Annotated in this window: 10 protein-coding genes; 1 reads left to right on the forward strand and 9 read right to left on the reverse strand. The window is 51.8% G+C overall.

Annotated elements, in window-relative coordinates:
- Position 1: 1 nt before the first annotated feature.
- Genes metW through G4V39_RS05855 form a run of 3 tightly spaced genes read right to left on the reverse strand, consistent with a single transcriptional unit; the run spans position 2 to position 3,028 of the window.
- Positions 2 to 619, reverse strand: a complete 618-nt coding sequence (gene metW, locus G4V39_RS05845) for a methionine biosynthesis protein MetW (RefSeq protein ID WP_166032030.1) — start codon at positions 617 to 619, stop codon at positions 2 to 4.
- Positions 603 to 1,775 carry a homoserine O-acetyltransferase MetX gene (gene metX, locus G4V39_RS05850; protein ID WP_166032031.1) on the reverse strand — a complete coding sequence of 391 codons (1,173 nt, stop codon included), beginning with the start codon at positions 1,773 to 1,775 and terminating at the stop codon, positions 603 to 605. The genes metW and metX overlap by 17 nt, the downstream gene beginning before the upstream one ends.
- 2 nt (positions 1,776 to 1,777) lie before the next feature.
- Positions 1,778 to 3,028, reverse strand: coding sequence for an O-acetylhomoserine aminocarboxypropyltransferase/cysteine synthase family protein (locus G4V39_RS05855; protein WP_166032032.1), 1,251 nt, complete (start codon positions 3,026 to 3,028; stop codon positions 1,778 to 1,780).
- Positions 3,029 to 3,143: 115 nt separating this feature from the next.
- On the opposite strand from G4V39_RS05855, the gene G4V39_RS05860 reads away from it, so the two are divergent.
- Positions 3,144 to 3,593: an RrF2 family transcriptional regulator gene (locus tag G4V39_RS05860; RefSeq protein WP_166032033.1), complete on the forward strand. Its 450-nt coding sequence runs from the start codon at positions 3,144 to 3,146 to the stop codon at positions 3,591 to 3,593.
- Between the two features lie 120 nt (positions 3,594 to 3,713).
- Here G4V39_RS05860 and G4V39_RS05865 read toward each other — a convergent pair whose 3' ends face one another.
- From G4V39_RS05865 to G4V39_RS05890, 6 genes are all read right to left on the reverse strand, one after another.
- The gene (locus G4V39_RS05865) at positions 3,714 to 5,705 is read right to left on the reverse strand and encodes a methyl-accepting chemotaxis protein (RefSeq protein WP_166032034.1); all 1,992 of its coding nucleotides are present in this window, start codon (positions 5,703 to 5,705) and stop codon (positions 3,714 to 3,716) included.
- Positions 5,706 to 5,747: 42 nt separating this feature from the next.
- Positions 5,748 to 6,221: a chemotaxis protein CheW gene (locus G4V39_RS05870; protein ID WP_166032035.1), complete on the reverse strand. Its 474-nt coding sequence runs from the start codon at positions 6,219 to 6,221 to the stop codon at positions 5,748 to 5,750.
- 19 nt (positions 6,222 to 6,240) lie between these two features.
- On the reverse strand, positions 6,241 to 8,961 hold the full coding sequence (locus G4V39_RS05875) for a hybrid sensor histidine kinase/response regulator (protein WP_166032036.1): 2,721 nt from the start codon (positions 8,959 to 8,961) through the stop codon (positions 6,241 to 6,243).
- A gap of 85 nt (positions 8,962 to 9,046) precedes the next feature.
- On the reverse strand, positions 9,047 to 9,865 hold the full coding sequence (locus tag G4V39_RS05880) for a CheR family methyltransferase (protein WP_166032037.1): 819 nt from the start codon (positions 9,863 to 9,865) through the stop codon (positions 9,047 to 9,049).
- A complete protein-coding gene (locus G4V39_RS05885) occupies positions 9,846 to 10,967 on the reverse strand; it encodes a protein-glutamate methylesterase/protein-glutamine glutaminase (RefSeq protein WP_166032038.1) in 1,122 nt (373 codons plus the stop codon). The genes G4V39_RS05880 and G4V39_RS05885 overlap by 20 nt, the downstream gene beginning before the upstream one ends.
- Positions 10,964 to 11,332: a response regulator gene (locus G4V39_RS05890; RefSeq protein WP_166032039.1), complete on the reverse strand. Its 369-nt coding sequence runs from the start codon at positions 11,330 to 11,332 to the stop codon at positions 10,964 to 10,966. The genes G4V39_RS05885 and G4V39_RS05890 overlap by 4 nt, the downstream gene beginning before the upstream one ends.
- Between the last annotated feature and the right edge of the window lie 113 nt (positions 11,333 to 11,445).

An 11,445-nucleotide genomic window follows, 5' to 3' on the forward strand; every position in this document is an offset into this window, starting at 1 on the left:
GTCACTTCCCAATCATGAAGATACCGTAAGTAGCCCTTAAGTTGGCCAGAAAGCGAACTACGTTGCCTTGACGGTCTTGATTATAGGTACTCACGGCGGCCTCTTTGATTACCTTATAACCTAAATCATAAACAAATTTGCGAAAGTCCTTGATAGTAATCACCCGGATATTAGGGCTGTTATACCATTCATAGGGTAGCTGGGGGTTCTTAGGGGCTCGCCCTCGAAGGAGAAGATCGAAGCGAATAGTCCAATGGCTGAAATTAGGGAAGCTAACAATAACCCGGCGGCCAATTCTTAAGAGAGATTGCAGAAGAACATGGGGCTCATATATCTGCTGCAAGGTCTGGCTGAGAATGACGAAATCAAAGCTCTGATCTGGATAATCGAGGACTTCTTCGTTTAGATCCCCCTGAATAACAGAAAGGCCTTTCCTGATGCATTCTCTAACCTCGGCTTCATCTTTTTCGATACCGATACCCCGTATTCCCTTGTGTTCTTTAAGATACAGGAGAAGTTCTCCCCGGCCACAGCCAAGATCAATAACCTTGGCCCCCGGTTCAATCCAAGAGGCAATAATTTGAAGATCAAAGCGTAGGCGTTTAGAGTTCAAATTCATGGCTTACTCGGTCAAGGAAACTACTTATAAGCTCCGAGAGATCATCATTGGGAATCAAAAAGGCATCGTGCCCCCAGTCGGCCTCTATCTCACAGAAGCTGACATCTAATTCGTTTTTTTTCATGGCCTTAACCATTTCTTTGGATTGAAAGGTGGGATAAAGCCAATCAGAAGAAAAAGAGATCACCAGGAATCGAGCCCTGGCCTTAGAGAAGGCCTTAACCAGAGAGCCATCTCCATGTTGGTGTTTGACATCAAAATAGTCAGCGGCCTTGGTAATGTAGAGAAAGGAATTGGCGTCAAAACGCTCGACAAATTTCCGGCCCTGATACCGCAGATAGCTTTCTACCTGAAAATCCACACCAAAATTAAAGGAAAAATTCTTTTTATCTTGAAGGCGACGTCCGAACTTACGCCGTAAGGCCGTATCTGAAAGATAGGTAATGTGGCCGATCATGCGGGCTACGGCCAGTCCCATATCCGGCCTGGGGCCATCATAGTAGTTACCTCCCCTCCAGTTGGGATCGGCCATGATGGCTTGACGGGCCACTTCATTAAAGGCGATGGCCAGTGCTGAATGCCTGGTAGTAGTAGCCAAGGGGATGGCGGCGTGAACCATCTCCGGATACCGCAGGGCCCACTCCAGCACCTGCATTCCTCCGATAGACCCTCCCACCACGGCCAGGAGTTTGGGGATCCCTAAGTGGTCAATAAGGGCCTTCTGGGCCCGGACCATGTCTCCGATGGTCACCAGAGGAAAATCCAAAGCATAGGGTCGGCCAGTACGAGGGTTTAAGGAAGAAGGGCCGGTGCTACCAGCACAGCCACCAAGGACATTGGAGCAGATAACAAAATACCTATCAGTGTCGATTCCCTTACCCGGGCCGACCATGAAGTCCCACCAGCCTGGTTTGGGATCCTCTGGGGTGTAATAGCCGGCAACATGGGAATCGCCGGAGAGGGCATGAAGAATAAGAATGGCGTTGCTCTTGTCGGCATTAAGGTGCCCATAGGTCTCATAGGCCAGGGTAATGGGCCCCAACCTGGCCCCACACTCTAAAGAAAATAGGTTTGGGGGCTTGGCGAAGGTAAAAAATCGCTTTTTTACCAGCCCAACAGAGCGACCTTTTTGATCGTGGGTGATATATTCGCTCATGTTTAGAGTCTATCTAGAGCCTCCCTGATATCGGCACAGATGTCCTCTACCGCCTCTATCCCCACCGAGAGGCGAAGAAGATCCGGAGTAATAGAGAGATACTGCCTGGTTTCCTCGGGGAAGGAGAGATACTGGCTAGAGTAAGGATGAATGATCAGGGTCTTACAGTCTCCAAGGTTGGCCAGATTATAGATAAGACGGAGATTCCGGATAAACCGAAAACAGGTCTCCTGATCCTTGAGCCCAAAAGCGATCATGGCTCCATAACCTTTGTCCTGAAACTGCCTGTCGGCTACTTCTCGATCTGGATGATCCGGCAGTCCTGGAAACCGAACCCACTTAATCTCTGGCTGCTCAACCAAAAACCGGGCTACCTCCTGGGCATTTGCCAGGTGTCGCTCCATGCGCACGGCCAAAGTATCCAGGCCTAGCATGGTCAGATAGGAATGAAGGGGAGCCTGAGTGGTGCCAAAGTTTATGTGGTGTTCCCGCCAGACCTTATCAAGATAAGCCAAAGGACCTTTACGCTCGACAAACGGTTTAAAATCTTCAAACCGTGGATTTGTCCAATCAAACCGCCCGCCATCGATAATCACCCCCCCGGTAGCACAGCCGTGGCCACTCAGATATTTGGTGGTGGAGTGAATAACCACGTCTGCCCCCAATTCTAATGGACGGCACAGATAGGGAGTGGCCAAGGTGTTATCCACCAAGAGGGGGAGACCATTTTCATGGGCAATCTGGGCTATGGCGGCAATATCCGGAACATCCATTTTTGGGTTGCCGATGGTTTCAATAAAGACAAATCGCGTCTTCTCATTTATTGCTCCCTTGATGGCCTCCAGATCTGTGGGTTCCACAAAACGGGCTGTAATGCCGTACTTTTTGAAGACATTGGCAAAAAGGACGTAGGTGGACATAAAAAGAGAATTTCCGGTGACGAACTCATCGCCAGAGCGCAGAAGGGCCAGACAGGCGTTGGCAACAGCGGCCATTCCTGAGGAAGTGACCACCGCTCCCTGTCCTCCCTCAAGGGCGGCCAGCTTTTCCTCCAGAATTCGATTAGTGGGGTTGGTTAACCGCATGTAGATATGGTCGGTACTCTGACCTCCAAAGGCCGCTTGAAGGCTCTCAGCACTTCCATGGCGATGAGAAGCCGTCTGAAAGATGGGGGGCAACGTCGCCCCCTGCCAAGACTCAGGATGAATACCCTCATGGATAACGCGGGTACGAAAGCGCCAATTCTTAGCCATAAAAATGCTCCTTTTTTGAGTTTTTAAAGGCCTTGCCCTCAGAACTCAGGGCAACCAAATATATACCTATTTAGTATAGATTGCAAAGCTAGATTTTTGATTTTATAAAGTTAGCATGAAGTTAACTACCCGCAGTCGGTATGCCACCCGCATGATGGTCGAATTAGCAAGGCACCATCAAAACGGCCCCCTCCAGCTGGGGGAGATCGCCAAAAAACAGCGTCTTTCTCTCAAGTATCTCGAACAACTGATAATTCCTCTCAAAAAGGCCGGTTTAATTAAAAGCCAGCGTGGCTCAAAAGGGGGCCACATGCTGGCCCGACCTCCAGAGGAAATCTCCATCTGGGAAATAGTCTCTCTGCTCGAAGGAGATGAGGGAGTAACCCCGTGTGTCAGCTATCCAGACTTGTGTGAAATGAGCGAGACCTGCCCCACCCGTGATGTCTGGGATCTCCTCTCAGAGGTCATCAGGGAGACCCTCTCCCGAATCACCCTGGCTGAACTGGCCCACCGCTATGAACAAAAGCTTCAGAAATTCGACAACCAGAAACAAAGGAGAAGTTGATCTATCTAAATTAACTAAATTAAAGAAACCCTACCAGGAACCAGAACACTAAGAAGTTAGCCCTTCTATCTGGTCCATACTTTATGAATGTTTCTGGCCCCCGTTAACGGGGGCCAGAAGCTAATCATCAAGTTTACAGACGGCATCACTTGTTCGGAATTGCTCCACCACACAATCCAGTTGATTGGCCACCTGTTTTACCCTCTTTGAGGCGTATTGGAGGGTGATAGCGTTCTCGGCCGTCTGGTGGCTTATCTCTCTCACCTCATCAATTTCTTGGCTGATCACTTTGACACCCTCGGCCCCTTCCCTAACGTTTTCGCTTATCTCCGAGACGGTAGCCGTCTGTTCTTCCACCGCGCTGGCAATAGTGTTTGAGATGTCGTTCACCTGACCAATAATGTTAGTTATTTCCTCAATGGCCTCTACCGAGAAGCGAGCATCACTCTGAATAGCCTTGATCCTTTCGGTAATCTCCTCGGTGGCTTTGGCTGTTTGCTTGGCCAGCTCCTTGACTTCATTGGCCACCACGGCAAAGCCCTTGCCGGCCTCCCCGGCCCGGGCCGCCTCAATGGTGGCATTTAGGGCCAGAAGATTGGTCTGCTCAGCAATCTGACTAATGAGACGGATTACCTCTCCGATCTCCTCCGAAGAGGTCCCTAGACGGGAAATGACCTCATTGGCCGTCTGAGCCCGCCCCACGGCCTCATTAACCACCGTGGCCGCGTTATTAGAAGCCTCGGCTATCTCCTTGATGGCCTGAGTAAGCTCCTCTACAGAGGTGGAAACAGTGTCTATGCTGGTGGCCACAGCCTGGCCATTCTCAGCCACCTGATCCACTTTGTCTTTTAGATTTTGAGCATTCTTTTCCTCTTCGCTGGAGAGCTCATCCATGGCGGTAGCCGCAGACTTGAGCTTTTCGAGCTCTTCCTTGAGGAGTTTAACGATACCTTCAATCTTATCTACAAACTGGTTAAAGGACTGGGCGAGACGCCCCATCTCGTTGCGACCGCGGATCTCAAGGCGCCGGGAAAGATCACCCTCTCCTTTGGCCAGATCCTCAAGGGCCCGAACTGTCTCCTCCATCTGAGAAAAGATGGTCTTAAGGAAGAGAATCATCAAAAAGGAGCCCAGGGCCAAGATGACCACAAAGGTCAAAAGAAGGTCTCTATTCATGGCCGTCTTAAGGGCTCTTATTGGAGCAAGATCGTACATGGCCACTACCAGACCAACTGGATTCCCCTGAATATCTTTAAGGGGTTTGGCCAAAACCCCGTAGAAGGAGACCTCTTCTGTCTGATCCACCCTGGGAGGCACCTTGAGGACTTTCCGGCTTACGTCTTCATTACAGGTGGCCACAACCACGTAGGGGCCGACCTCTTGTTTCCCCTTAACAAAGTCTGCCGTCCGGAGAAGCTCCTTCTTAAGGAGGGCCGAAAGCTCCATACCGGGGAGCCGGACAGCATGAAAAACGGAATCAAAACTACTTATAGCCTCAACAGAGCCTAAATGTTGGCCATCAGGGGAAATAATAGGCACAATTCCCCGGACCACCAATCCCTTACGGCCCACCTCCACTCCAGACACCGGAGTCTTCTCTCGGTTAACCTTAAGGATGGAGAGCCTAAAAGATGAAAGATCATCCCCACCGTCTCCTTTACCAGCCGGGCGCCAGGTTCTCAGAAGGCTTCGGGCCGGAGGCAGATGGAAGTGGATCTTGGGAAGTTTAAGACTATAAACAGACTCAGACCGTTTTATCGTTTTCTCAAAATAGGCCCTTAAAGCTGCCCGGGCCCGGGCCTCAGCCTCGGGATGGGGCACACTGAGATCTCCCACCTCCGTGGCCAGCTCCTGGTAGATCTTTATCACCTGAGGGTCCTGAGCCATGATGGCCGCCACCCGCAGTAGATCCTTCTCAGCGGCCTTAAGCCCTGTATCTACTGCTGAAAGCTGGCCTTTTAGGCGACCATCGATCTCTTGAGCGGTCAGCTTGTGAAAGGTGCGTTGGGCCATAAAGGCCATAGCCAGGACAATCGCTAAGGAAATCAGACCGAAAAAGAAGGTGATCCGAAACTTAAAGCTTGTATCCCGCCACCTCTGAAGAATGGTCATTTAACATACCCCTCACTTTAGTATTTACCCTGCCAACAGGTCTTAATGGCTGGCCCGCACCAGGTCTCCGTTTAGGATAACCAGCAATCTATCCGGTAGTTTGGAGACGTTTTTGACATACTTGACATCCAGACCATCGATATCTGCCGGAGGTGGCTCTATCAGATGGGCGGGAACATTTATCACGTCTCCGATTCGCTCCACCTGAAGACTTACCGGTTCATCTCTGGTGCCGCAGATGACGTTGTGATAGTTGGCCTCTTCTTTAAGCTCGTATTTAAGTCCCACTCTTTTGGCCAGATTGATGGCTGTAAGGATCTGCCCCCGAAGGTTGATGATCCCGGCCACATATGGCGGAGCCAGGGGCACCGGAGTGACTTCCAGATCCTTGTTTATTTCTATAACCTCCTCCACAGGAAGACCGAACATATGAGGGCCAAAGAAAAAGGTGGCGATGAGCTGGCCATCTTCGACCACCCTCATGGCTTTGTCTTCGCTAACCCTGGAATCAACCATCTTTTCCCTCCTTAATCTTCTAGGCCGCCTGGCGAACCTTTTCGGCGTAGAGACGCTTTACGGCCTCGAGAACCTTCTCGCGATCTAGCTTTACCTGATAGTCGTCTATTCCGGCCTCAAGACCACGCTTGCGATCCTCCTCACCGGAAAGGGAAGTCACCGCCACAATGGGAAGGCGGGCAAGTTTGGCATCCTGCCTTATGGCCCGGGCCAGCTGATATCCGTTCATGCGAGGCATTTCGATATCGGTAACCAGCACATCAACGGGATTGTTGCGCAGATACTCAAGGGCCTCTTGACCGTCCTCGGCTACAGCCACCTCAAAGCCCGCTCCCTCAAGGTAAGAACGAAGAAGGTTGCGATAAAATGAGGAATCTTCAGCAATTAGAATCCTGACAGGTTCAGAAATAGTTTCCTGGGAGATGGCAAACAGATCCGGATCGAACATCTCCAGGATCTTATAGACATCCAGGAAAAGGGTGGTTTTCCCTTTAATGATGGCACTACCCAGGATTCCTTCATGGCGGAAGACGGAATCATCAAGCTCTACGGCCACATCGACGCTGTCTTCAATGGTCGAGACCAAAAAGGCCACATCTTTGCCGTTTATGGTAAAGGCTACCAGGTGATATTCTTCCTGCTCAGGCAAAGGCTGAATGGGCAGAAACTGTTCTAAGCGTACCAGAGGGATGGTTCGATTCCGGTACTGGATGACCTCCTTGCCCCCAACATACTCGATATCTGAGGCCTTGATTTTGTCCAGGCGGGCCACCAAGGCCAAAGGAATGGCAAAGACCTCGTCTGGGGCCACCCGAAAGAGCAGGAGAAATTGACGTTCGGTCTCCTTTGTGGAGGCCTTCTCGGCCAGACTGCGCAGATCTTTCTCCTCCGAACGCAGGGTAAGGGTACTGGCCAAGCCGACGATATCCAGAATAAGGGCCGCCCGGCCATCGCCCATCAGGGTGGCTCCGGCATAGCAGGCAATATCTTTTAGGTGTTTGGAAAGGGGCTTAACAACAATCTCCTCTGAATCCAGGATCTCATCCACCACCAGGCCAAACTGGCGGTCACCGGTATTAAGAACGACGATATTGAAATCCCGATCTTCATCCTGATAGGGAAGACTGAGAACCCGATCAAGGCGCACCAAAGGCAGGATCTCTCCCCGGAGACGATAGAATTCGCTTCCGGCGATGGTATGGACGTTCTTTTCGGCCTCTTCGGCCGAGAGATGAACAAGTTCTACCAAGTTCATCTGAGGAATAGCGTAGCGCTCTCCCTTGGTGCGGACGATAATGGCTGGAATGATGGCCAGAGTGAGAGGGATTTTAATCCTAATGGTTGTTCCCTGCCCGGGCTCAGAGAGAATCTCTACCGTTCCGCCCATTTTCTCGATGTTGGTCTTAACCACATCCATCCCGACGCCGCGGCCAGAGATATTGGTCACCTGCTCAGCGGTAGAAAAGCCGGGCTTAAAGATGAGATTGATAACCTCTCGATCCGAAAGGCTCTCGGCCTCGTCTTTGTTGATGATTCCCCTCTCTAAGGCCTTTTGACGCACCTTGTCCGGATCAATGCCGCCTCCATCGTCCTGGATCTCGATGATCACCTGACCGCCCTCGTGGTAGGCCTTCATGATCAGGGTGCCCACAGGGGGTTTCCCTTTTTGGACCCGGATATCCGGAGGCTCGATACCGTGATCAATAGAGTTACGAACAAGGTGGGTCAGGGGGTCCTTAATGGCCTCTATGATAGAGCGATCAAGCTCGGTTTCGGCTCCTTCTATCTTAAGTTGAACCTGCTTGTTGGCCATTCGGGCCAGATCCCGGACTATGCGCGGGAATTTATTAAAGACATTGCCCACCGGCTGCATCCGGGTCTTCATGATCTGTTCCTGCATCTCGGTGGTAATCAGGGAAAGGCGCTGGGTGGCCTTAAGGAGTTCGGGATCGTTAACGGAATTAGCGATCTGGACCAACCGATTGCGCGAGAGAACCAGCTCGCCGGCCAGATTCATAAGGTTATCAAGGAGATGGACATCCACCCGGATATGACTCTCGGTAAGGTGGGTCGTTGAAGGAGGCCCCGACGGAGCCTTCTTGCTCACCTCCGGCCCTTTAGCCGGGGCTGGCGGCTTGGTCTCAGCCTGAGGCGCCTGAGGTTCGGGAGGAGCCGATGGCTGAGATCCTCCCTCTGCTTGGGGGGCCCTTAAGGCCTCCTCCCCGGCTGATTCTTGAGGGGCCTCGGCTACCGGCTCGGCCTCCGGCGAAGATGGCTCCGGAGGGGATTCAGGGCTCGCCTCGGAGGCAGGCTCCCCGGCTTCCTCAGAGGATGTCCCTCCTCGCTGGGTGATGTTTTCGGCAAAGTTGCGCAATTCAATAATGAAGTCCAGATATTCGGTCTCTGCTGGTTCCTTGCCACTGTTTTCCAGCTCGGCCACTATGGCCTTTATGTAATCTACGGCCTTAAGGAGAATATCGATGGTTTCCTGATCGGCCACTACCACCCCATCTCTAAGCTTGGAGAGAATATCCTCAGCAAAGTGGGCGATACCCTCCAGAGTTTTAAAGCCAAAGAAGCCGGCTGTTCCCTTTATGGTGTGGACCGTGCGGAAGATGCTGGAGAGAAGATCCCGGTTCTGGGGATCCTGCTCCAGCTCCACAAACTGCTCATCGAGCTGCTCAAGATTCTCCTTGGCTTCGACTAGAAAATCTTTAAGGACATCTTCTTCAAAGCTCATTGATGCCTCCTAGCATTTTTTGAGAAAAACTTAGATTTTAAGGCCCGAGGCCGGTATCAATATCCTTATCGGCAGACAGGAGCCATCAATTTACCAGTTGGTAACAGGTGGCCCGGCCAAAGACCCGCTTAACAAAGCGTTTCGAAAGCCCCATTGGGGTCTCCGTGGCCCCCAAGAACAAATAACCCTTAGGGGCAATGACCTTCTCCAGTCGGCCCAATATCTCCCTTTTGGTCTCTGGAGCAAAATAGATGAGAACATAACGGCAGAAGACCACGTCAAATGGGCCCATGGGAGGAAAGCGCTCTTTGAGGTTCATCTTTTTGAAAGTGACCATTCTTTTTAGCTTTTCATCAATTTCCCAATGGGCCCCTTTCTGCTTAAAGTACTTGACCAACAGAGTTACCGGCAGCCCCCGATTAACCTCTACCTGACTGTAACGGCCAGATTTGGCCTTCTCTAAGGCCTGGGTGGAGATATCTGTGGCCAGGATCTCTATCCTCCATGAGGCCACAATCTGGGGAAAGTGTTCCAGCAGGATCATGGCTATGCTGTAGGGCTCCTGGCCGGTGGAACAGGCTGCGGACCAAAAGCGTAGAGATTTTTGAGTCTTTCTCTCCTCCAGAAGTTCGGGGATTATGTGTTGTCTTAGGGCATCAAAAGGCGCCTGATCCCGAAAGAAGTAGGTCTCGTTAGTGGTCATGGCATCGACGATCTGGTCTTTGAGTCTGGGAGAAAGACGCCTTCTGGCCTCCAGGTAGAGGGCATCTACATTGGCCAGCCCTAAAGTCCTGGCCAGCTCGCCAAGACGGTTCTCCAGCAGATAGACTTTGTCTTTGGTCAGGGCAATCCCGCTTTCGTCTTGAACCAGTCTGGCAAAGAATTCAAAGACTTCTGGCTTCATGTTGTCTCACCTTAAATATTTCCACCAGCGTTCTTGGAATATCTTGAATAGGCAGCACCTGATCGGCCAAGCCGGCCTCGGCGACAAACTTGGGCATCCCCCAGACGACACTGGTGGCTTCATCCTGGGCGATGACATAGCCGCCGGCCTCTTTTATCCTCTGACAACCCACGAAACCGTCTCGGCCCATGCCGGTCATGATTACGGCCACGCTACGACCATCGTAGACACTGGCTACCGAGCGGAAGAGGACATCCACAGCCGGCCGACAGGAGTTCTCTGGAGGCCCTTTATGAAGATAGATTGTCTTAACTCCACCGCTTTCCCGAACCTCCATATGAAAGTCTCCCGGAGCGATATAGACTCGGCCGGCCACCACCGGCATCCCGGCCTGGGCTTCGACCACCTTAAGTTTGGAGGCCTGATCAAGCCTTAAAGCCAGTTGGGCCGTAAAAAAGGGCGGCATATGCTGGACAATGAGAACCGGGGCAGGAAAATTGACCGGCAACTGGGGAATGACCTCGGCCAAGGCATTGGGGCCTCCGGTAGAGACACCAATGGCCACCACCTCTCGGCGGCGCATAGCGGCCAGAGAAAGAGGCGCCCGGGGAGAAGTCGGGGCTGGTCGAACTGGCGCAGGGGTTGGCCTTGCTGCCCTGGCCACTGGACGCGGCCGAATAGCTACCGGACGCTTCTTTTTCTGGGCATAGGCCTTGATTTTAGGGATCAACTCCTGCTCAATGCGGACAACGCTCTCCTTAAAAGAGCCACTTTTGGCCGGTTTGGGGACAAAATCAAAGGCCCCCAGGGCCAGGGCCTCTATGGTCACCTTGGCTCCCTTTTCCGTAAGGGAGCTAAACATTATGGCCCCTATTTGAGGGAAACGCCGTCTCATCTCCCTCAGGGTGGAGAGACCGTCCATCACCGGCATCTCCACATCGAGGATGACCACATCAGGCCTTAGACGACCCATTTTATCCAGGGCCAACTTGCCATTGGCCGCCGTCCCCACCACTTCGATTTCTGGGTCCGAAGAAAGGGCCTCGGAAAGGATCCTTCGAAAAACTGCCGAATCGTCAACGACCAAAACGCGAATCTTCATAGCATCCCCAGAACCATCTTGACCTTGGTCTCCAACATTTCCTGATCAAAAGGCTTCATAAGATACTCATTGGCTCCAGCCATAACGGCATCAATGACACTTTTTTGCTGATTCTCCGTGGTAACCATCATGATTTTGATGTTATCCCAGGCAGAGTTGGCCCGGACAGTCTTCAAAAACTCGTAGCCATTCATTATCGGCATGTGCCAGTCAAGGAGGATGATATCCACCGGCCCTTGGGTCTTTAGAACCTCTAGGGCCTCCTGACCATTTTCGGCCTCTAAGACCTCAAACCCCATGGACTCTAGGCCTTTGCGAATTATCTGCCGAATGGCCTTTGAATCATCGACGACCAAGGCTTTCATTTTTCACCCTTCCCAAAGAGACTTTTTGGCCTGGCTTATCCGGGAGGCCTGAAACCGGTCCTAAAAGTGGATTCTTAAAAAGAATCGGTTCAAGGATTTTTTTTCTTGAAGGC

The organism is Thermosulfuriphilus ammonigenes, assembly GCF_011207455.1.
Taxonomy (GTDB): Bacteria; Desulfobacterota; Thermodesulfobacteria; order Thermodesulfobacteriales; family ST65; genus Thermosulfuriphilus; species Thermosulfuriphilus ammonigenes.

Coding starts and splice junctions, on each gene's coding strand:
- G4V39_RS05865 (WP_166032034.1), bottom strand. CDS start 5,705: ATGACCATTCTTCAGAGGTGGCGGGATACAAGCTTTAAGTTTCGGATC.
- G4V39_RS05870 (WP_166032035.1), bottom strand. CDS start 6,221: ATGGTTGATTCCAGGGTTAGCGAAGACAAAGCCATGAGGGTGGTCGAA.
- G4V39_RS05875 (WP_166032036.1), bottom strand. CDS start 8,961: ATGAGCTTTGAAGAAGATGTCCTTAAAGATTTTCTAGTCGAAGCCAAG.
- metX (WP_166032031.1), bottom strand. CDS start 1,775: ATGAGCGAATATATCACCCACGATCAAAAAGGTCGCTCTGTTGGGCTG.
- G4V39_RS05860 (WP_166032033.1), top strand. CDS start 3,144: ATGAAGTTAACTACCCGCAGTCGGTATGCCACCCGCATGATGGTCGAA.
- G4V39_RS05855 (WP_166032032.1), bottom strand. CDS start 3,028: ATGGCTAAGAATTGGCGCTTTCGTACCCGCGTTATCCATGAGGGTATT.
- G4V39_RS05890 (WP_166032039.1), bottom strand. CDS start 11,332: ATGAAAGCCTTGGTCGTCGATGATTCAAAGGCCATTCGGCAGATAATT.
- G4V39_RS05880 (WP_166032037.1), bottom strand. CDS start 9,865: ATGAAGCCAGAAGTCTTTGAATTCTTTGCCAGACTGGTTCAAGACGAA.
- metW (WP_166032030.1), bottom strand. CDS start 619: ATGAATTTGAACTCTAAACGCCTACGCTTTGATCTTCAAATTATTGCC.
- G4V39_RS05885 (WP_166032038.1), bottom strand. CDS start 10,967: ATGAAGATTCGCGTTTTGGTCGTTGACGATTCGGCAGTTTTTCGAAGG.